Annotated in this window: 17 protein-coding genes; 5 read left to right on the plus strand and 12 right to left on the minus strand. The window is 39.4% G+C overall.

Annotated elements, in window-relative coordinates; all coding sequences use genetic code 11:
* Nucleotides 1-189 precede the first annotated feature (189 nt).
* From NSQ94_RS10100 to NSQ94_RS10110, 3 genes are all read right to left on the minus strand, one after another.
* The gene (locus NSQ94_RS10100; protein WP_144597999.1) at nucleotides 190-1,356 is read right to left on the minus strand and encodes a KamA family radical SAM protein; all 1,167 of its coding nucleotides are present in this window, start codon (nucleotides 1,354-1,356) and stop codon (nucleotides 190-192) included.
* Nucleotides 1,357-1,889: 533 nt separating this feature from the next.
* Complete coding sequence (locus NSQ94_RS10105; protein ID WP_144596560.1) at nucleotides 1,890-2,999, minus strand: IS4 family transposase; 1,110 nt, start codon at nucleotides 2,997-2,999, stop codon at nucleotides 1,890-1,892.
* Nucleotides 3,000-3,192: 193 nt separating this feature from the next.
* Nucleotides 3,193-3,999 carry an HAD family hydrolase gene (locus NSQ94_RS10110; RefSeq protein WP_339228997.1) on the minus strand — a complete coding sequence of 269 codons (807 nt, stop codon included), beginning with the start codon at nucleotides 3,997-3,999 and terminating at the stop codon, nucleotides 3,193-3,195.
* Between the two features lie 435 nt (nucleotides 4,000-4,434).
* Here NSQ94_RS10110 and NSQ94_RS10115 point away from each other — a divergent pair, with 435 nt between their 5' ends.
* Nucleotides 4,435-4,728 carry a hypothetical protein gene (locus tag NSQ94_RS10115; RefSeq protein WP_066246704.1) on the plus strand — a complete coding sequence of 98 codons (294 nt, stop codon included), beginning with the start codon at nucleotides 4,435-4,437 and terminating at the stop codon, nucleotides 4,726-4,728.
* A 103-nt stretch (nucleotides 4,729-4,831) separates the two neighbouring features.
* Entirely contained in the window at nucleotides 4,832-5,398 is a 567-nt protein-coding gene (locus NSQ94_RS10120) for a spore coat protein (protein ID WP_063389527.1), read from the plus strand.
* Nucleotides 5,399-5,461: 63 nt separating this feature from the next.
* Here NSQ94_RS10120 and NSQ94_RS10125 read toward each other — a convergent pair whose 3' ends face one another.
* Both NSQ94_RS10125 and NSQ94_RS10130 read right to left on the minus strand, forming a co-directional pair.
* Complete coding sequence (locus NSQ94_RS10125) at nucleotides 5,462-6,907, minus strand: DHA2 family efflux MFS transporter permease subunit (protein WP_327847661.1); 1,446 nt, start codon at nucleotides 6,905-6,907, stop codon at nucleotides 5,462-5,464.
* Nucleotides 6,908-7,349: 442 nt separating this feature from the next.
* Nucleotides 7,350-7,949, minus strand: a complete 600-nt coding sequence (locus NSQ94_RS10130) for a nitroreductase family protein (protein WP_094245736.1) — start codon at nucleotides 7,947-7,949, stop codon at nucleotides 7,350-7,352.
* Nucleotides 7,950-8,116: 167 nt separating this feature from the next.
* On the opposite strand from NSQ94_RS10130, the gene NSQ94_RS10135 reads away from it, so the two are divergent.
* Entirely contained in the window at nucleotides 8,117-9,004 is an 888-nt protein-coding gene (locus NSQ94_RS10135; RefSeq protein ID WP_144597998.1) for a hypothetical protein, read from the plus strand.
* Between the two features lie 110 nt (nucleotides 9,005-9,114).
* Here NSQ94_RS10135 and NSQ94_RS10140 read toward each other — a convergent pair whose 3' ends face one another.
* The 3 genes from NSQ94_RS10140 to NSQ94_RS10150 form a co-directional block, all read right to left on the minus strand.
* The gene (locus tag NSQ94_RS10140) at nucleotides 9,115-9,525 is read right to left on the minus strand and encodes a thioesterase family protein (protein ID WP_199757341.1); all 411 of its coding nucleotides are present in this window, start codon (nucleotides 9,523-9,525) and stop codon (nucleotides 9,115-9,117) included.
* A gap of 109 nt (nucleotides 9,526-9,634) precedes the next feature.
* Nucleotides 9,635-10,543, minus strand: coding sequence for a 2-dehydropantoate 2-reductase (locus NSQ94_RS10145; RefSeq protein WP_339229000.1), 909 nt, complete (start codon nucleotides 10,541-10,543; stop codon nucleotides 9,635-9,637).
* 678 nt (nucleotides 10,544-11,221) lie between these two features.
* Nucleotides 11,222-12,262, minus strand: a complete 1,041-nt coding sequence (locus tag NSQ94_RS10150; RefSeq protein WP_144597996.1) for a zinc-dependent alcohol dehydrogenase family protein — start codon at nucleotides 12,260-12,262, stop codon at nucleotides 11,222-11,224.
* 652 nt (nucleotides 12,263-12,914) lie between these two features.
* On the opposite strand from NSQ94_RS10150, the gene NSQ94_RS10155 reads away from it, so the two are divergent.
* On the plus strand, nucleotides 12,915-15,008 hold the full coding sequence (locus NSQ94_RS10155; RefSeq protein WP_144597995.1) for a DNA topoisomerase III: 2,094 nt from the start codon (nucleotides 12,915-12,917) through the stop codon (nucleotides 15,006-15,008).
* Nucleotides 15,009-15,467: 459 nt separating this feature from the next.
* Here the strand turns inward: NSQ94_RS10155 and cspD are convergent, their stop codons facing one another.
* Both cspD and NSQ94_RS10165 read right to left on the minus strand, forming a co-directional pair.
* Complete coding sequence (cspD, locus tag NSQ94_RS10160; RefSeq protein ID WP_063389535.1) at nucleotides 15,468-15,668, minus strand: cold-shock protein CspD; 201 nt, start codon at nucleotides 15,666-15,668, stop codon at nucleotides 15,468-15,470.
* Between the two features lie 268 nt (nucleotides 15,669-15,936).
* Complete coding sequence (locus tag NSQ94_RS10165; RefSeq protein ID WP_063389536.1) at nucleotides 15,937-16,377, minus strand: DMT family transporter; 441 nt, start codon at nucleotides 16,375-16,377, stop codon at nucleotides 15,937-15,939.
* Nucleotides 16,378-16,874: 497 nt separating this feature from the next.
* On the opposite strand from NSQ94_RS10165, the gene NSQ94_RS10170 reads away from it, so the two are divergent.
* Entirely contained in the window at nucleotides 16,875-18,296 is a 1,422-nt protein-coding gene (locus tag NSQ94_RS10170) for a LysM peptidoglycan-binding domain-containing protein (protein ID WP_339229002.1), read from the plus strand.
* A 70-nt stretch (nucleotides 18,297-18,366) separates the two neighbouring features.
* Here NSQ94_RS10170 and NSQ94_RS10175 read toward each other — a convergent pair whose 3' ends face one another.
* Both NSQ94_RS10175 and NSQ94_RS10180 read right to left on the minus strand, forming a co-directional pair.
* Nucleotides 18,367-21,492, minus strand: coding sequence for an MMPL family transporter (locus NSQ94_RS10175; RefSeq protein WP_339229004.1), 3,126 nt, complete (start codon nucleotides 21,490-21,492; stop codon nucleotides 18,367-18,369).
* A complete protein-coding gene (locus tag NSQ94_RS10180; protein WP_327863395.1) occupies nucleotides 21,489-21,941 on the minus strand; it encodes a MarR family transcriptional regulator in 453 nt (150 codons plus the stop codon). The genes NSQ94_RS10175 and NSQ94_RS10180 overlap by 4 nt, the downstream gene beginning before the upstream one ends.
* Nucleotides 21,942-22,077: the final 136 nt, after the last annotated feature.

The following is a 22,077-nucleotide window of genomic DNA, read 5'->3' on the forward strand; positions in this document are numbered from 1 at the left end:
TTCGTTATTTTTTTCACGTCATAAATTGCCTTTCTTATAATGTATTTTTTTAAAAGTGGTTATCCAGAAAGTCAAATCCCTATCGAAAACAAAAAATCATAAACGTCGATATATCAACGTCTCTAAAACATTAAGGGGCGTCTATAAGCCGGAAAATCGACTTATTAGACAGCCCCTGTCCATCACTTTTTATTGTGCTATTTTTTTAGGATGATCTGGCAATTCATTGACTGAAACAACTTGGTCTGTTTTCTTTTTCGGTTTTTTCCAATACTTTTCGTTGCCAGGCAGATCATCAAACCATGTTGCATCATCAGGGCAATCAAGCACCATAAATTGTCCATAATTGCCATCTCTAGATTGGTGATATTTCAAATACGCTTTTCCGTTTTCGATAGCTAAAATCTCGATTTTCCCAGAGGTATGGCTCATTGACAGGCGGACGCGCTTGCCTAGTCCTGATGTTCTTGCTTTTGCTTGTTCAACGATATCGTAAACTTCTTTCAATGTTAATACAAAGTCACTGTTGCCAGCAACAGGTCGATTCACAAAGAAATAATAAGGTGTTACTCCCGCCCATGATAACTTATCTAATAATTCGCCTAAAACAACAGGATCGTCATTAATTCCTTTTAATACTGGAGTTTGGTTGACCACTATTGCTCCGGCGTCATGGAGCGCTTCAAAAGCTTTTTTTGCTTCTTTTGTAATTTCTCTCGGATGGTTGACGTGAGCCATAATGTAGATTCGTTTTTCAGGAGAGGAAAACTCTCTAATGAGTTGGAGTAAAGATTCATCTTCATAAATTCTCATAGGGTTAAAGACAGGCATTTTGGAGCCGATGCGGATAATTTTTACATGCTCGATTTCTCGTAAGCTTTCAATGATCATGCGCAATTTTTTCGTAGCAAGGATTAAAGGATCCCCTCCAGTTAGAAGAACATTGTTGATTTCAGGAGTTTTGCGAATATAGTCAATACCAGGCTGTACGTCTGCCATCGCTTCTTTTACATCACTTCTAAATAATCTTTTTCGAAAGCAATAGCGGCAATATGCTCCGCAAACCTCAGAAACTAGCAGCAATGCTGTTGTTTTGTACTTATGCTGGCAGCCAGGAACGACATAGTTTGTATCTTCATCTGATGCGTCCCACCTCCCATACTCTCGCATTTCTCCTTCATTTGGAATAACTAATTTTCTGATAGGGTCGTTTGGATCATTCCAGTCGATCAAGCTTAAATAATAATCATTGACCCGAAACACATATTTTTCTGTGATCGGCTTCAGCTTTTCCCGTTCCTCTTTTGGGATTTGTTCAATTTTGTCGATGTTTGTTATATATTTTGGCATCGCCACATGTATCACTCCCCCATCATTAGTTAACAGTTCTATGATAACATATAGTAACAAATTATTTAGCAATATGTCCAAAACGTTCATTATTTTTTTGCAAAATTCGATAATATTTTCCTAAAAAAATTTGCCTTCCAGCAAGGAAAACTATTAAGCTAGTTTTCCAATGCGGACTTTTCTCTAATACAAGTCAAAATAGAAGGCAGATTCCACTACATTTGCTAAAACAAGGAATAAATATCTGACATATCTTGATAAGCTTTCACTAAATTTAGAATCCTTTTTTGCGAGTCTTTATCCCCGCTCAAACAATATATTGACTTAAGCCAAAAATGGAAAAAAAATCGTTTTCTATATTTTATCAGTAGCGTTGCATAAAAAATAAAAACATTTTATGCAGAATTTTCTGAATAAAATATTTTATAATAAACGAAAAACAAGGCAGTAACCAACTAAAGGTGATCACTATCCATTTGGTAATAAATGTATTTGTTTTATTGTTACATGGCTACTGCGCTTCGCCGACTTTTTTCAACTCATTCCCGTTGAATTCGTTCCACCCACACGGTACTTGGTTTCCAAAGAAAAACGCGAAGCCAACGATAAATCTGGGTGAGAGAATGTTTCGATTTCATTTCAAGTTGAATAAGAATGAGTAAACAGTAAGAAATCAGAGCTAAGTAAACCTGATTTTCTACAGCTTCTGGACTCGTTCCATAAAGATGTTTGAGTGTTAAACGTTGCTTAATCCACTTAAAAAATAGTTCAATGGCCCATCGAGAACGATAGATATCACCAAGTTCTTCTGGATCTAGGTCGAATCGGTTCGTAATGATTCGAATTCGATTCCCGTCCGAATCGAATGTTTCGATTAATCGAAAGACATTTTCCGTTCGTTTTTGTGGTGTCCCAATGACCACCATCGAATCAGATAAAATAGAGGAATTGGATGGGACAGAGAACGATTCAAGAAATCGAACATAGGCATTCTTTTTCAGACGGGAGGCGAAAAAGAGGCCTTTATCACAGTAATAATCGAACTTTTCGTAGTCTACATAACCACGATCAAACACGTACATGGCATCTGTTTCGTCGATCAGTTGTTCCATTTGTGTTCGATCATTGTTCCCTGCTGGGGTCATGACCATTTTTTCCGGATAAACCGTATCTTCATTGACAAACACCAGTCGTAAATGAACCTTAATTCCCGACTTCGTTTTGCGAAACGTAGCCCATTGATATTTTTTCAGATTCAGTGAAATGGTCGTAGAATCCACGATTTTTAAGCCACTCACCTGACTGGAGGAATTCGTGGACATCTGGCGGATTTGATTCACTAAATCCAGAAAGATTTCTGCGAGCAATTCGGGTTTTACTTGGCGATGTTTTCGAGAAAGTTGTGAAGCACTAATAGATGTCAATCCTAATTCTCGCTGAAAATCATCCAGTAACGCATCATCGGCGATGGCGCGCAGTCCTTCTCGTTGTTGAAGTTGAGCATGCAAAAACAAAAGTAAATACGCTTTTGTGGTTAATTTTTTCGTATATTTATCTTGTTTCATCTCTTCAATTCTTTGTGTAAATTTAACAGAATTGAGAGGAGTGACCCATTTACCAAATGAAGAAAATAGTGTATCCTTGTCCATAGGCTTCATCCTTTATATTGGATTTGGACAGGGACCACCTGTACCATCCATTATAAAGGATTTTTTTATGGACTTTTTTCAATTCGGAATTTTCGAATTAAATTAATGCAACGCTAGTGATATTTTATATAAATAAGTAAAATAAGCGGCTTCCTGCTTTACATGAATTCTTTCGGGCAGCATGAAGCATTGCTTAAACTGATACAGCCTTCAACAGTTCTTTTACCGCATAGGCAAAGCCGTTCTCATCGTTCGTTTTCGTGACAAAATCGGCTTTTTCTTTCACTTCCTTTGGAGCATTTCCCATTGCAACCGATGTGGTCGCGATCTCGAATTGGGAAATGTCGTTGCCTCCGTCGCCAAACGCATAAATTTCTTCAAATGTCAGCTGCTTCATTTTTTGATAGCGTAAAATCGCTTTTCCTTTATGTGCTTCGCTGGAGGTAATTTCAATATTATTCGGAAATGATGAGGCAATGGATAGGTCGCTTCTTTCGCTTAAAGCTTCCTTCACTCGATCGATTTTTTCCGTTTCATCATGATTCACTAATCCAATCAGCTTATAGATTTTTACATTTTCCAGCTTGAAAATAGAGTCATAATCAAATTGGCGAAACATCTCTTCGATCTCATTCCAGCTCAGCTTATGCAAAGGCGGTAAAGTGGATGGAAAGCCACCCTGATTGGTGTAAACGAGAATTCCGACATCCAGAGCATTTACTGCTGCAAAAATTTCTTTAAACGTTTTTTCATCTATTGTTGCTTCATACATCAGCTCTCTTTTATCGGAATATAATACAGCCCCATTAACACAAAAAATCGGCACTTGGAGCTCTTCAACCGCTTTAATCTTGATGACGTCCGGAAATGCACGTCCCGTATTTAAAATGACTTCATGTCCTTGCTTTTTCAATTCATGTAAAACTGATAAATTTTCATGTGAAATTTCATGCTGCGAATTTAATAGTGTGCCATCTAAATCAATTGAAAAACATTTCATATCCTCATCCCAATTCCTTTCTTTTTTTAAAATAATAAAGAAACTTCTTATTTTTCTCTTACCTATTTTATCAAAATCGTCCTGATCGCTGTAAAGATTTCCTGTTTACAAGAAAATCACTGCATAATGGCCAAAAAGCTTGCTTTGCCAGAAAGTCAATTTCCGCTCGGTTGATGGCTGCCCAAAAGATTGAAGAGGTTTAGAAAAATAAAAAGAAAGCTTCAGTACAAAATGGACAGTTACATCTATGCAAAAATAGCTGGATTCGAAGCATCGGCTGGGCATACAACAAATGACAAGAAGATGGCAAATAGATACACGCACAACTAGGCTATAGATGCAAATTGTCTGGCTTTTTTACCTTCAACTGGAAAATTTTTTTCATAGTGATTCACTCTTCAATGTTATAAGTTTTTATTAGGGAGTGAATATCAAATGATCTATCGAAGTGTCAAACAACTGGAAAAAGAATATAAACTAAAAGAAGCCCTTCGTTCTGTCAGAGATTTATGGTATCAACTAACGGAAGGGTATGTAACGATCCCTGAATCGACTGAAAAGCTTCAATCTTTCATTGAATATTTTGAAGGAGAATTGCCTGCAGGATGGATCCTCACAATGGATGAACAAGGAACGATACAAGCACGTACAAATTATTCTAATAGATTTAGTCAGATGCTAGTATGTAAAAGCTTTTCTGGAAAAGAGCGTGTAAAAATAATTTCTTAAAAGTTTTCCCTCAGTATCGCAGACTGAGGGGTTTTTTGTATAAAATGAAAAATTTCAAACATAATACTAACTGTTAAAAAATTACTTAGGAGGGATTGAAGGTATGAATCAATTAGGTGCTCATGAATTAATGGAAGTACATGAAGTTTTAACAAACACAATTGATGGAATTAACCAATTTCAACTTTATCAGCCCCATTGCAAAGATCCAGAGCTGCAAAACATTTTGCAAAATCAAATCATTTTTATGACAAATGAATACAATTCAATCGTTCAAATAGTAAGAAACAAGAGCAGTCAGCAAAATTTCAGCACTTACCGCCCATTGAAAAATGCAAGCCCTTCCTTTGGCACCTCAGGCGGAACACCGGAAGCTCCCAACAGCTCAATAAACGAGATGAACGACCATGATGTTGCGTCAGGAATGTTAGGATGTTTAAAAGCGTCAGCAGCATTAAGGATGCATGCTGCATTGGAATGCTCAGATCCGGAATTAAGAAATGTCGTGCTCCAAGGGGCGAAAAATTGCGCAGAGCAAGCTTATGAAGTTTGGCAATATATGAACCAAAAAGGTTATTATCAAGTGCCGGTCTTTCAGCAAAATACTGCTCAAGCGATCATCAATCATTATCAACCGGCTGGCAATCAAATGAACAATCAGCAGACATAAAACGATAAAGCAGCAGGGCTTACCCTGCTTCTGCTTTATTTTTTAGCTATTGCCAAGAAAAAATTAGCTTTCGCTCACAATTTGCTTGTTTTCTTTTTCCTTTAGACTTTCGTCTTTTGCCGCTTGCGAATTTTTCATAAAAAACGATAAGATGAGAGCGATCGCAGAGAATATACCTGCCACTACAAAAGATATATTTACTCCATGTATCATTCCTTCAATACCTTTTTCAGGCAACGCTGTATTTGTCATGACTGTCACAAGCAAAGCTGTTCCAACTGCACCAGCTACTTGCCGCATTGTGTTGTTCATCGCAGTTCCGTGTGAAATTAAATATGTAGGCAGTTGATTTAAACCAGCGGTTGTCACCGGCATCATGACCATCGCAACACCGACCATCCTGAAAGCATTTACTGCCGCTAAATATGTAAACGTTGTATGTAAGGTGAGGTGTGACAGCATAAACGTCGTGATCGTTAAGGTAAAAAATCCAATAATCGCCAGCCATTTGGCACCGAATTTATCAAATAATCTGCCTGTTATCGGGTTGGCCACCCCTTGGACAAGTGCGCCTGGCAAGAGCACCAGTCCGGACTCAAATGCTGAAAATCCCAGCATATTTTGCATAAACATCGGCAAAATAACTGCTCCGCCAATCATAGACATAAACACAATCATGCCTAAAACAGTTGTGATCGAAAATGTCTTGCTTTTAAATACTTTGAATTCCAGGATCGGCTCATCCAATTGCAGCTGTCTAATTATAAACCAAGTAAGAGTGGTCAAACCGATGAAGAGCGATAAAATAACTTGACCGCTCCCCCAGCCGCTGCTTCCAGCTGCGCTGAATCCATACAATAAACCGCCAAAGCCTAACGTTGAAAGGATGATGGATAAAATATCGATTTTTGGGTAAGTTTGCCGCGTAACGTTTTTTAGGATGAAAAAAGCTAAGAAAAGATCAATGACTACAATAGGTAAGAGCACATAAAACAAGCTTCTCCATGCAAAATGCTCTACAAGGTAACCGGATAAAGTCGGACCAATTGCCGGCGCAAATGCAATAACGAGTCCAAACATCCCCATTGCCGTTCCTCTTTTTTCAACGGGAAAAATTAAAAACAAGATTGTCTGCATCAGCGGCATGATAATTCCGGCACCAGCAGCCTGCGCCACTCTCCCTGCCATTAAAACAGAAAAATTGGGAGCAATTGCACAAATTGCAGTTCCAACAGCAAAAATTCCGATGGCTGTAAGAAACAGTCCTCTTGTCGTAAAACGACCAATCAAAAACGCGGTGATCGGTATCATAATCCCATTAACAAGCATAAAAATCGATTGCAGCCATTGAACTGTATTGGCATCAACTTTGAAATCCATCATTAAATGCGGCAAAGCAGTTCCAAGCAACGTTTGGTTTAAAATGGCAACAAAAGCACCGGACATTAACACAATCATGAGCGGCACTTTATTGAAGGTTTCCTGTGCCAGGTCTCGTTCTTCTCCCATATAAATCCTTCTTTCTAACAATTTTTCTATATTATTTAGCGATACAAATAGACTGCTTAATACATGTTATTGTAATATTTTTTCTTTGTAAATAGGAAGAATATACACTTGATGAGGATGAAACTTGAAGAGTGTTTTCCATAAATAAATGAAGCAATTGTTGTCTTTATAAATATATTAGCGTACATTACCATAGTGAAGGAAGATGAAGAAAAAAGCAATTGTTTCGCTCACCTTTATTTTCTTTTTTGATAATTAAGAAGGAAACGTTTGAAAAAATTTTTACATCATGAGTGTCAAAGAAAAAAATATCACTCCTTCCAATATAAAAAAAAGAACAGCCGTTTTTTCTCTTTCGGTTTGAATTGTTTCAAATGCAAAACCCCTTTTCAGCTTTATTTTTTTGAAAAGGGGGTGACAACAATTTGAAAACATAAGCATCTTATTTAAATATTTTCAATCGCTCTTCTATTGGTTTTATTTCTTTATCACCGGGCTCAGCTGTCGGTTTTCCGAACGGCATTTGAGCAATTAGTTTCCATTCATTTGGTATATTCCATTCTTTCTTCACTTCATCATCGATGAGCGGATTATAGTGCTGCAGCGAGGCGCCCAATCCTTCAATTTCCAACGAAGTCCAAATCACAAATTGCAGCATTCCAGAAGACTGTTGTGACCAAATCGGGAAATTGTCCGCATATAATGGGAATTGTTCCTGCAACCCTTGAACAACGCGGTCATCTTCAAAGAACAATACAGTACCGTATCCATTTCGGAATGAATTTATTTTTTCATCTGTTGAAGCAAATTGATCCGCTGGAACAATTTTTCGCAACGTTTCTTTCGTTATATCCCACAATTTGTTATGATGCTCGCCAAGCAAAAGAACGACTCGGGCGCTTTGGGAATTAAAAGCGGATGGTGTATATAGAACTGCGTGGCTGATCACTTCTTGAATACGCTCATCAGAAACAGTTGATTCTTTACTGATTCCGTAATAAGTGCGTCGATGTTTGACTGCTGAATAAAAGTCATTTGACACGTTCATCTCTCCTTTCTGAATTTCAATCTTTTTATATCATTCCTTTTAAACGCTTTGCCTATTACACTTCTTAGTAACGTTTTGAATAAAATTTTTTCTTGTAAGAGCCGTATTTTGAGGGATATAATTTACATGAAATCAATAATATTAGAAAAGGCGGTAAAAACTTGAAACAGCGGAACTTATTTTTCTACATTTTGATTTTTGCCATGATGTTTCTGTTCGGATGTACATCAAAAGAATATAAATCCAACATGGAATCTGGTATTGAAGCGCTAAAAAAAGAACAATACAGCGACGCCATCTCGTTTTTTAACAAAGCTCTTCATGAAAAAAACACTGAAGAAGTTCAATTGGCGCTGGATTTGTCAAAACAAATTAAAGACAGCGTTGCTGCCCTTGAAAAAGGAGAATTTGAAACCGCCATATCATTGGCAGAAAAAATCAAAAATTCAAATGAAACCTCCAAGGTTCTTGATATTCTCAAACCGAAAGCTGAAAAAATAATCGAAGAGGCGGAAAAAACGAGCGCCGCTTTAAAAGAAATGGAATCTGAACTTGAGTCAGGGAAAGCATTGTTGGAAGAAAACAAGTTTGACGAAGCATTCGCCATATTTAAGAAAATTGCTGAAACAACATCAAATAATGAGAAGATCGTCAGCGTTACCAAAAATGCAGAACAATTCATGAATCAAGCAGCTGCGGCGAAAAATCAATACTTGCAGGAGCAGGAGAAAAAACTTCAAGAAGAGCGGCAAAAAGCTGAAGCAGAAGCAAAAAAGAGAAAGGAAGAGCAAAAAAAGGCTGAGGAATCAAAGAAAAGCCGTCCTATAAGCCATACTGAAGCTGAACAGCTAGTTCGGGAGTATTTAAAAATTGAAAATACTTCTAACGTTTACGTTGAATATGATCATGATAATGAAAAAGGCGAATATATTATTCACGTTTATGAAATCGTGATCAGTGATCCGGAGACAAAAGAGGGACATACATCTACATGGGGCTGGTATGCAGTCGACCCGGTCAAAAAAGTTGTGCGTGATGCGTTTGAATAACAAATTTTAAGGATTTTCCGGTGGATACATTCGGAAAATCCTTTTTCTTTAGCTATTTAATCAGAATGATATTAATTCAACTGATAAGGCTTACAAAATTGCCTTGCTCATTAAACAGCTACTAAGTATTGTTCAAGGATCGAACGCATTTCAGGAGTTAAAGGCTCAGAACGCTGCAACTTAAAATTGTAATGAACGATAACTCCTTCCCCTTTTGCGATCAATTTCCCCGTTTCTGCATTTTTTATTTCATGCTCCATCGAAAAGCTTTTCGTTCCAATCCGCGTAATTTTTGAAGTTACCGTTAATGTATCATGGGCATACGCTTGGGCAAGGTAATCGCATTTTGTGGATGCTAAAATAAATTTCCAGTCTTGGTTCCCTACTTGTTTTGACATGTGTTGTAAAAATTTAGTCCGAGCTTCCTCCATATACAAATAATAGCTTGTATTGTTAACATGGCCTGACGCATCCGTTTCGCAATACCTTACATAAATTTCTGTATCTGGAATGGTTTTCATGCTAAATCGTCCTTTCTTTTATGTCTTATTTTTCTGTTTTTATCAATCGATCGATATTTATGTATGAATGGAATTGAATCCTTCATGTGTATAGGAATTGTCCATCGGATCATCGATGTGTTTCAAGAAAAAGCAAATTGCTGTACAACGTTTGAAGAACAGGCGTTTCAACACCAATCTGCCGCCCCTTTTTCACGATAAACCCGCACAATGATTCGATTTCCATCCTTTTTCCTTTCAATCGATCTTGCAGCATGGACGGCTTATGCTTCAGAGCTGCTCCTGAATTGGCAAAAGTGCGATAAAACATTTCTTCATCTAATGGAATCCCGATTTTATTGGCTACTCTCATCACTTCTCGGCAGGCATTTTCAGCTGTTTTCCTCAATTCTTTATGCTCCATAATTTCACCGACAGTCGCTTTGGATAAAGCAGCAAGCGGATTGAAGGTTGCATTCCACAACAGCTTTTTCCACTTATCCAGCATGATATCATCTGTTGTTTTTACAAAAATTTCAGCTTGACGAAAAAGATCTGCCACTTTATCGCGGAACGAAATGAGTGATTCATCCAGAGCGCCGATCACTAGTTTTGCTCTTCCGCTATGCTTTATGACCCCAGGCTCTTCCACATGTGACGACAGATAGGTTGCAGCTGACAAGAGCCTTTTTCCACCTAAAATTTGAGCGAGCTTTTCTTCATTGTCGACACCATTTTGCAGCGTCAAAACAACTGCGCGATCATTCCGCAAAGAGGCAATCTGTTCTGCTGTACTTTCCGTGTCGGTTGATTTCACACAAAACAGTATCAGCTCACAATCAGCAAAATCCTCTATTTTATCTGTAAAAACACCGTCTATTGTGAGGAGTTGATCATTCGTTTTAACCACTAAACCTGATTTTTTCATTGCCTCTAAATGCTTGCCCCTTGCAAGGAAAACAACATCATGTCCGGCTTTCTTTAACAAAGCTCCAAAATAGCCGCCGACCGCGCCAGCTCCAGCAACAGCGATTTTCATAACATTCCCCCTTCAATTGAATCAAAAAGCTTATGAATGACAGAATAAACAGAAAATAATGAAATGCAAGTTTTGCACCTCAATTATTAACCTAATCTTTTCATTAATCAAGTGAAAGCATTCGGGACTGAAAAGTCTTGAGTGTTTAAAACCAATAGTAAAAACGAGCCTCCCAGACAGATGATAATCTTGAAATCAATATCAGACTCTAGACTATTATGATTTATTCTATGTTCCATGAGGATTCACAAAGCGCGCAGATCACAAACACTCATAACTTAAAATGACGGCAATGCTATAAAAAAAGAAGCAGAAGTTGAAAAAAGCCTTTTCAAAATGAACGAACTCCGTGAAATAGCTTCTCTTCCCCGCCGAATCGTTGACTTAGCTTTCGAATAAAAAACGCTGAATTTATTTTCAAGTCTTGTAAACATACAGCAGCTGGCACGTTTTTGCTTTCTTAAATTTTACAGTTTATATGAAAAACGAACAGATAGGTTAATCTTTTTCCGCTCCATAATGGTGTTTCTCGCAATCCAATAATGAAGCTTTCTTTTTTCTAATAAATTTAAGCATCCATCCAACACACATAACCCCGTTCTAAGTTTAGGACGGGGTTACAATAAAATGGTTTACTTTTTAAGAACAATGCTTCACTTACATCAAGTTTTTTAACGGTTAATCATTGGATAAAATGACTTTCATCGCTTTTTCTTTAGCCGCATTGCGAAATACTTCGTATGCCTGCAAAATCTGGTCCAGCGAAAAACGATGAGTGACTAACTGTTCCGGTTTAATTTTTCCTGACTGCACCGTCTTAAGCAGCATCGGTGTCGTACTTGTGCTTACAAGTCCAGTTGTGATTTTGACGTTGCGAATCCACAATTGTTCTAAGTGCAATTCGACAGGCTTACCATGAACACCAACGTTGGCCAACCGCCCGCCCGGCTTTAGGATTTGCTGGCAGATGTCGAAGGTCACCGGGAATCCGACCGCTTCAATCGCTACGTCAACACCTTTTCCGTCCGTTAGTTCAAGCACTTGCTCAACCGCATTTGTCTTTGAGCTGTTCACTGTCTTAGTGGCACCGAACTTTTTGGACAGCTCCAGACGATTATCGTCAAGGTCGATCATAATGATTTCCGCTGGTGAATAAAGCTGTGCTGTCAACAGTGCTGCCATCCCGACCGGTCCGGCCCCGACAATTGCTATTACATCCCCTGGTTGAACTTCGCCGTTGATTACCCCGATTTCGAGACTTGTCGGAAAAATGTCACTCAACATAACAAGCGCTTCTTCATCGACTCCCTCAGGGATATGATACATGCTTGTATCCGCATATGGAATCCGAACGTACTCTGCTTGGGTACCGTCGATCAAATGCCCTAAAATCCAACCTCCTTTTTCACAGTGTGCGTACATCGCTTTTTTACAATAATCGCAGCTTCCACAGGAAGTCACACAAGAAATCAGCACTCTGTCTCCAGGTTTGAAATTGTTGACACTTGAGCCGACTTCTTCTACTATACCAACACCTTCGTGTCCCAATGTCCGTCCGTCAGTTACAGCCGGTACATCTCCACCCAAAATATGTAAATCTGTTCCACAGATTGTCGTTTTGGTGATTCTTACGATGGCATCTGTTGGTTCCTGAATCGTAGGCTTGTCCTTCTCTCCCCACTCGATCTTGCCTGGTCCACGGAATATAAGTGCTTTCATCATCATACCTCCTAAATATATTTGTTCGTAAGCTGCCTTCGGTTTCAAATGAAGGCCATGGCGGGTCTAACTAGATTAGATGTTACTAGCGGTTTGTTATCCCAAAGGTATTTTTCCCCTTGCGATCAAGAAATTATTCTGCTCAATAGGTATGTATGATAATATATCCTCTCAAGTTAACATAAAGTATCTTGCCGGAAGTTCCCTATCACAGATTGCGTGGGCTACAGGGTCAGGAAAAAGCGTTAGTGAGCGGCGGAAACCATATATACCTTTTTTTATAAAAATCGCCAAGCTTCCACAAATCCACCCCTTTTTACCTATATTGTAACAGATTTTAAAATATTTCGTCTTTTATTTTTGTTAATTTTCAAAATTGCCAGCTTTCCCCTTGTCTCTGCTGATTTTAAGAAACGAACATGTTCCTAAATTGAGTGTGATTGATTTCTTGAGGTAATACGAAAGAACTAAATTTGAACATGCATCCTCTGTATGTGAACAGTCAATCATCCCATAGTACAACCTTTACAAGAATTCATTGCCTTAAGAGATATAAAACTGAAACATATTATGCTTTTTCATTCAACTAATGCAAACCTCCCTCCTTTCCGTTATACTTAAAACGTTGTTGATTGAAAGAAAGGAGCATTATATGAAATCTCTCGTTTTAGCTGAAAAGCCGAGCGTTGCACGTGAGATAGCCCGTGTGCTTGGCTGCAAAAAAGAGCATAAATTTCACTTTGAAGGAAGCAAGTATATCGTAACGTGGGCGCTCGGTCATTTAATTGAATTGAAGATGCCGGAACATTACGATCCAAAATATAAAACATGGCGGCTGGAAGATTTGCCAATAATCCCGGAAAAAATGGGGTTAAAAGTAATTAGACAAACGAGCCGACATTATAAAGGCATAGAACTGTTGGCGAAACGAACGGACATTAAAGATTGCATTATCGCAACAGATGCCGGACGTGAAGGCGAACTCGTTGCAAGATGGATTTTAAAAAAGCTGAACTGGAAAAAGCCGATTTTGCGCCTATGGATTTCATCTCAGACCGATAAAGCCATTCGTGACGGCTTCAAGCATCTAAAACCTGGGAAACAATTTGAAGCATTATATCAGTCTGCTGTTTGCCGGGCTGAGGCAGATTGGCTCATCGGCTTAAATGTGACAAGAGCTTTGACGACGAAATATAATGACCCGCTTTCGGCAGGGCGCGTGCAGACCCCAACCCTTGCCATGATCATGAAAAGGGAAACAGAAATTCAAAAATTTGTACCGAAGCCGTATTGGACGATTCATGCAAAAATCGGTTCCATTCATACCATCTGGGAGCGAAACGGCGAAAAAAGAATTTTTTCCAAAGAAACGGCTGAACATCTATTGGCAAACTTGAATGGTAAAAAAGGTACAGTCATCAAAGTGGAGCGCAAGCAAAAGAAAGAACATCAACCGCTGCCATACGACCTAACCGAGCTGCAGCGGGATGCCAACAAGCGTTTCGGATTTTCCGCAAAGAAAACGTTAACGATACTGCAAAAGCTTTATGAGCATTATAAGCTTGTCACATACCCGCGGACAGACTCCCGTTATTTAACTGCGGATATGGAATCGACAATGTTTGACAGGCTTCAGGCAATGGCTTCCGGCTATAAAGACGAAATCCGTCCTCTCCTTTCCAACAAAGGAAAAATTTTATCAAAACGGGTGTTCAATAATGAAAAAGTGACCGATCATCATGCCATTATCCCGACGGAGGAACCGCTAAATATGAGCGAGCTTTCCACTGATGAAAGGAAGCTGTATGATTTGATTGCCCGACGGTTTTTGGCGCTGTTTTATCCTGCTTACGAATATGAAACCGTCCATGCGGTTTTTGATGTGAACGGAGAAACACTCACTGCAAAAGAGACAATTGTATTGAATAATGGATTTAAAGCCGTTTTAGGGAAGCAGCAGGATGAGCCGGAAAACAGAAACATCCCTACTTTGGTTAAAGGACAATCTTTTGCTGTTCATCAAGTAGAAATAGAAGAAAAATTGGAAGAACCTCCTCTTCGCTATTCAGAGGCGGACATTCTTACGCAGATGGAAAAGTTCGGACTCGGCACTCCTGCAACTAGGGCGGATATTATTGAAAGACTTATCGAAACAGAAGCGGTTGAGCGAAAAAACGGAAGGTTCTACCCAACGAAAAAAGGTAAACAACTGATTGAACTTGTCAATGATGAACTAAAATCACCTGAACTGACAGCGCGCTGGGAAAAAGAGCTTGAAGCGATCGCACGGGGAAAAGGAAATCCTGAATTTTTCCTAAACAACATTCGCAAGCAAACGAAACGGCTCGTTAATGAAATAAAAAATAGCGATAGAAGCTACAAAGCACACAATTTAACCGGCTCCATGTGCCCGGAATGCGGCTCCTTTTTAAAAATACGTTCTACAAAAGAAGGACGTTTATTAGCATGTTCGAACATGGAATGCCGCTATAGCAAACGAAAAGATCCGAAGCTGTCCAACCGGCGCTGTCCACAATGCAAAAAACCAATGGAAATCCATAACGGCAAAGCCGGTGTTTACTTCCAATGCCGCCGCTGCAATGTGGTTGAAAAAGCGGAAGAAAAGAAAACGGCAGTCAATAACCGCAAAGATCGGGCTTTAATTCAAAAATACAGCCCGAAAAGCGATTCTTTTGGCACAAGTTTAGGTGATTTGTTAAAACAGGTGTTGGAAGAACAGCAATAAATAAAAAAGCTTCCGGATGCTGCGTTTACGACAAAAAGTTAGCTTGTTTCTATTTAAAAACAGTGTCACGACGAAGCTGGAATGGTATGCAGTTTGTTTCAAATTTTTAAAAGGGATTTGTCAAATAAGTCATTTTTTCGGCTTATAGACAAACCCCTTTAATATTTAGAAACGTTCATATCGATGTTTATGATTATAATGGACTCCACTTTCTGGACAGCTCCTTACCATTCATTAACTACACGCGAATTAAAACGTTATGTACTATTTGTTCCCCCTGCATTTCTAAAAAGCTCAAAACAGTCAACCACATACATTCGAAAATGGTCTCCCCTCTTTCGACCTCTCCAAAATATTTACACATGCTGCAGGGTCTTTATCGAACAGTAATCCTCAAGTCGAGATGTTTATAAATTTCTAAAAAAAGCGGCACCTAAATAAGGCGCCACTTTGAAAGGATTAGTTTTTTTGTACGTTTGCCGCTTGAGGTCCGCGTTGGCCTTCGACAATTTCAAATTTAACAGTTTGCCCTTCTTCTAACGTTTTAAAACCATCGCCTTGAATCGCCGAAAAATGAACAAACACATCATCTCCACCATCGACTTCAATAAATCCAAACCCTTTTTCACTGTTAAACCATTTTACCTTACCTGTGTTCATGCTTTTTCCTCCAAAAAAAAGATTTTACCATTCATTGTTTGTTTTTCATAAGAAAAAAAAGCCGCACACTCATGAGAAATGCAGACCATATAAGATCGCCTGCATTTCAATATGAGGTACGACTTATAATGGATCCATGATAAAACGAACTAAATGGCTAATTCATTATAACCAATCAAACATAAAGAGTCAAGAAAATGTAAGAATGTTCTTGACTCTTTAAGGGTGATACTTTATGTTATACGCTGCTTTCCCCTAAAAACAAATCTCATTCACTGCCGCGGTAAAGAAAGAACAGAGCTGTCAGCATTAGCCCGATCCCAATCAGGCGGTTTATGTCTATTCGATTTTTCGGCATTCCAAATAATCCAAAATGATCAATGATGACGCTGATGGCCATTTGACCGATGATTCCTGCAAGGAGCGTTACGGCCACCCCAACCTTCGGAACAGAAATAATGGTAAACGTGACGAACATCGCGCCTAAAAATCCCCCAAGCAAATTCCATTTTGGAACTTGAAACAAATCGGTAATGTGGCCCTTTCCAAAAAATAAAACAAGGAACGCTAAAACCATTGTTCCAACAAAAAAAGAGACAAATGCTCCTTCAACAGCACCGATTTTTTTGCCTAGACTTCCGTTAATCGGCGACTGTATTCCTATCATCATCCCACCCAGTATCGCTAAAAAAATGTAAATCCATTTCATCCTGAACCCTCCCCAGAAATATAATTTCTCTTCTACCCGCTTGAACTCCTTTACGTAAAAACGTTCTTAAGTAAAAAAGTTGATTTTCTAAAATTTTCATTTTGTAAAAAAAGAAGAGACTTAAAAAAACGGCGCTTTTGTAAAAGCTCTTAAAATGATGAAAGACAACAGAATTTATCAATAAATTTTTGTTGTCTGAAAGTGCAAACCTGCCGTTCAGATGAGAATCAAACCCGTTAAATAATTTTCTAGCACCCCCACAGAAAATGATGCTGTAAAGGAGGAGATGAAGACCGATCTATTTGTTTGATGAAGAGCACAACGTTTACAAGTATATTCGGCCTGATGATTAGTTCAATTATCCATTAACGACAATTTACTACACTTGTTATATGTAAAGACCTTAAAAAAATTATATTCAGCAAACTATTTTCTCTCATGTCATTTTCTAGATCAACCATTTTCAACATATATATAAACAAAAAAAGGAGGCACTTATGATCATTCATATTATACAAAGAGGAGAGACTTTATGGAACATAGCTGAACGCTACGGTATCAGTCTTTCTGAAATTATTGCTGCAAACAGTCTGCCCGATCCTAATCGATTACTGATTGGCCAATCACTTGTGATTCCCATTGCTTTTCGTCAACATATCGTCCGAGCAGGGGAAACATTATGGCAAATTGCCCAAAAATATGGAGTTGCCGTCGGGTCTATTGTTCAGGCTAACCATATTAGTGATCCTTCAAAAATTAATCCGGGAATGATTTTAAACATTCGGCCTCGCATCCATACTGTGAAGCCTGGAGAGAATTTATCGCAAATTTCTCAAATTTACCGTATATCCGTACAGGAAATTGCCAAAGCCAATCGAATTCAAAATCCCGACCTTCTTTATCCGGGGACAAGATTAACGATTCCTTTTGCAAAACCAGTCATTGACGTAAATGCATATACGATCCATGCAGGTGAAGAAGGAGGCAAAGAAGTTCGAGAAGCTGGCAGCTTTTTAACATACGTTTCTCCATTTGCCTACATCATCCGGGAAGACGGCGGACTCGATGCAATAAACGACACAGCGATTCTTCAAGCTGCTTTAACAGAACAAGTGATACCAATGATGAGCATAACAAATTTTACGTTCAGGGACCCCGGGTCACGGCTGGCTCATGCCATCCTTTCAAATACGGAACTGCAAGATCGATTATTGACCACCATTATAAACACTATGAAAGAAAAAGGTTATCGTGGATTAAATATTGATTTTGAAAATGTATATCCTGACGATCGTGAGTTATATAATCAATTTTTACAGCGAGCCGTTGACCGATTGCACAAAGAAGGATATTTTGTTTCGACCGCGCTCGCCCCTAAAACGAGCCCAGAACAAAAAGGAATATTATATGAGGCACACGACTATGCCGCACACGGCAGAATTGCAGATTTCGTTATTTTAATGACATACGAATGGGGTTATAGGCTTGGACCTCCTCAGGCGATCTCTCCGCTTAATCAAATCAAACAAGTGCTAGATTATGCTGTAACCGTCATTCCAAGAAATAAAATCTTTATGGGCTTCCAAGTATATGCTCGTGACTGGCTCCTTCCCCATGTTCAAGGTCAGGAAGCAGAAACATTTGATATGCAAGAAGCGATTCGTCGAGCAGTTCAACACGGTGCTGTGATACAGTATGATCGAACATCTCAATCTCCGTTTTATCGGTATGTGGATGAACAAGGCCGTACGCATGAGGTCTGGTTTGAAGATGCGCGCAGCACCCGGGCAAAATTTGATGCGGTAAAGGATTACGGTTTACGGGGAATTAGTTATTGGGTACTTGGCTATCCGTTCCCACAAAATTGGGTATTACTTGAAGACAATTTTCAAGTGCGGAAATTCCGTTCAATTCATTGATAGCAGAAGTCTCTCATAGCACAAATGAAAATAAGGGAACCTACGCACAAAGCGTATGTTCCCTTCTCGCTTATTCCTCTTTCATAAACGGCCACCAGTTCGCTTTACCAAACATTTTGACCATCACCGGTACAAATAGCGGCAGTACAACAAGAGCATATAAAAATAATCCCGTTAAAACAATTGTGGCAATTTCGAGCAGCGACAGAACACCGGACGGAAGCATCGCTGCAAATGTTCCGCCTAAAATGACCGCGGCGGAAATAATGACCGTTCCCATATGACTCATAGCTGAAAGCATCGCTTCTGTGACAGGCAAATCTCTGTATTCGTTGAAGCGGTTCATAAGGAAGATGCTGTAATCTATGCCAAGCGCAATTAAAATGACAAATGAGAAAAATGGAACTGCCCAGTTCAAACCGTCGTATCCAAGAAGGCGAACGAAAATGACTTCTGACACCGCCATTGATGTGTAATACGTTAGAATAAGCGATAAAATTAAATAAATCGGCATGACAAACGAGCGCAGCAATGCAATTAATATAAGAGCAATCCCTATCAGCATCAATACAACTGTGCGGGAGTAGTCGTTTGCTGAAATCTCGTTCAAGTCGGAGTAAATGCTAGTAACCCCGTCATAGGCAATTTTCGCATTTTCAAGCTTCGTGTCTTTTACGGTAAACTCCACCGCTTGTTTGACCTCAGTAAGCTGATCCATCGCTGAAGTTGAATATGGATTTTTCTCGAAAACAACATCAATGGTTGTCACTTTGCCGTCATTCGATAAGTAAGCTTCTTTCGCATCCGCAAATTCTTTGCTTTCAAGCACTTCCTTCGGCATGTACCAGCCTGCCATTTCCTGATTTGAAGAAGAAAGACCCGATAAGTAATTTTCGGCAGAACCGAGACCATCGGCTACTTGATTTAGACCATCCACGCTTTTGTCAAGGCCTGAAATCAGCTGATTCATTTGTCCATCCAGCTGAGAAAAACCTTGCAGCAATTCCTCCTGTCCATTGTTGACTTGGCTTAAGCCGTTAGACAGCTCCGGCAATTTTGAAATGATGGTTTGCTGTCCAACCGCTGCTTTATTCAACCCTTTTTGCAGCTGATCAAGCCCGTTGATGAGCTCTCCCATTCCATTAACGAGCGCTTTTTGACCTGAAAGTAATTCAGAATATGAACGGTTCGCCTGCTCTATTCCATTTGTCACTCGCTGAAGCGCTCCGTTAATTTGCTGAAATCCGCTTCTCATTTGTTTTGCTTGTTCACTAAGCTGGGAAGCTGCCATTTTTACCTGTTGATACTCAGCATCCTGCTGAAGCTGCTGATGTCGTTGTTCGATGCGGTTTAAAGATTCACTCATGCCGGATAAATGTGTTGACAATTGACCGAGATGTGATTCCATCTGTTGATATTGTTTCAGCAATGAATATAGACTGCTTCCGGCTGTTTCGTATCCTTTCAAAAGCTGTTCTGCGCCGGATTGTAGCTTTTTCGCATTGTTTTGAACGGTCTCAAGCCCTTTCTTTATGTCACCGGCCCCCATTGATCCGCTCTCGATCCCCTGTTTAACTTGCGAAAGCCCTTTTTCAAGTTCACCGACGCCTGCTTTTAATTCATTTGTTCCGGAAACGAGCGCTTCAATACCGTCTGTAGCTTGTTTTAATTTCGGAGATGATGCAGAAAGCTCTTTGCTCGCTTCATTCAAACCGGAGCTGATTTGTTCAAGCCCTTCATTTCCCTGACCAATTCCGTCTTTCAGCGTTTTCGCCTGTTCTGTCACAAATAATTGGTCGATCTGTTCGCCTGTCGGTCTCGTTACTGAGCGGACCGTCTCGACACCTTCAACTTTTTCGATGCTTCTGCTTATTTTTTCAATTAAAGCAAAATATTCCGTCCTATTCATGTTGTCATCATTTTTGATCACAATTTTTGTCGGCATCGCTTCGCCTGGGTTGAAGCTTTTCGAAATAATATTAAAAGCCTTGACAGAGTCGTAATCATCCCCGATTTCTTGAAGGGAATTAAACGACAGCTTGCCGTCATAGGAAAGCAGCACTGGGAGGGTAATAATTCCTACGATGATTAAAGAAACAAGCGGTCTGGTGAACGAAAAACGTCCTGCAAAGTCCCATAGCTTGCTCTGTTTATGTTCCAGATTTCCTTTAACTGGCCAAAACAACACCGGGCCAAGCACAGCCATGAAAAACGGAACAAGCGTCATAAGTGCTACCAGCAGGATGGCGACTCCGACAGCGACTGCCGCAGCCGATTGATAAAGCTTAAATGATGACAATCCGATCGCCGCAAAGCCGATCATAACGGCTAAACCGCTGAAAAACACAGTTTTTCCAGCCGTGCGATAGGTTGTTATAATCGCTTCAGTTCGGCTTTCTTGTTTGCCAAGCTCCTCTTTAAAGCGGCTTAGCAGTAAAATGCAATAGTCTGTACCGATCCCGAACAAAATGGCAACCAAAAATGTTTGCGTAAAAGTGGACAATGGAAAATTCACCATTTCAACTAAAAAGGCGACAATTGACTGTGATGCCAAATATGTAATGCCGACTGTCAAGAGCGGCACAAATGGCGCTATAAGCGAGCGGAAAACGATCAGCAAGACGATCAAAATAAACACGACTGTTATGCCTTCTGTTTTTTTCACTCCTTCCTGCGAGCTGACAATAACGTCTTCATCGATGATCCAGCTGCCGGTATAATAATGCTCCAATGAAATATTATCGATCACTTTATAAAGAGCGGATGTCATTTCTTTTGCCGTTCTTCCGTCTCTTTCCATTTGTATTGACGTCAAGATGGTGGTTTTATCTTTTGAAACAAGCTGATCCTTTAACTCCTCTTGATGAAAAGGCGAAACAATTTCTGTAATCCGTAAATTCTTGCTGTTTTGTTCAAGCTGTTTTACAGCTTGTTCCGCTTCTTTCCAATCTTCCTTTGTCAGCCCGTCCTCATTATGCAGCACAAGGGCGACTGATATTAGATCTCCTGAATGCTCTTTGCTCTGAATTTCTTTTAAAATGTCATTCGCAATCGAAGAGGAATAACCTTCTGGAACCGTAATTTGCCCTTTTTCGCGCACAAGCTCCTCCATGTTTGGCGATGTAAAGAGCAAACCAATAACAGCAACAAGCCATAAAATGAGTACAAACCATTTTCCTTTCAGGATTGCCCTCATGACTCAACCTCCAGTTCAAGCAATACGTTTGCCAATTTTTCATAGGTTTGAATAAACGATTCGATCTCGTCCTCCGAAAATTTTGTTATGAACGATCCTACAACTTTATGAACTCTCTCTTCTGTGCTTGCAAACAAATTGCTCCCTTTTTCAGTCAAAGCCAAATAAATGACCCTCCTGTCTTTTTCATCGCGAATTCGCCGAACAAATCCTTTCTCAACAAGCCGATTAATCATCGCTGTGATCGCGCTTTTGTTCACTCGAAAAACATTAGCTAGTTCTGTTGAAGTGCACCTTTCCTTTTGATGGATATAGCGCAAAAGATAGTGTTGTTCGTTTGTGATATCTGGATCAATTTCACATTTCACAAGTTCTTCCGCTCTTTTCGTTACAATGAACGAAACCTTAATATACCGTTCGATCAATTCATCTATTTTTTTTCGATCCATTGTCTGCCCCCTATTTTAAATAGTTCAACTATTTAACTATTAAACTATTTAACTATCAACCTGTCAATCAATTTGTATGAAAATTGGCAAACTTCCTCTTCTTCAAACGCGTGAAAGGTGCATTCCAATAAATGAA

It is taken from the genome of Aeribacillus sp. FSL K6-2833 (assembly GCF_037965815.1).
Taxonomy (GTDB): domain Bacteria; phylum Bacillota; class Bacilli; order Bacillales; family Aeribacillaceae; genus Aeribacillus; species Aeribacillus composti.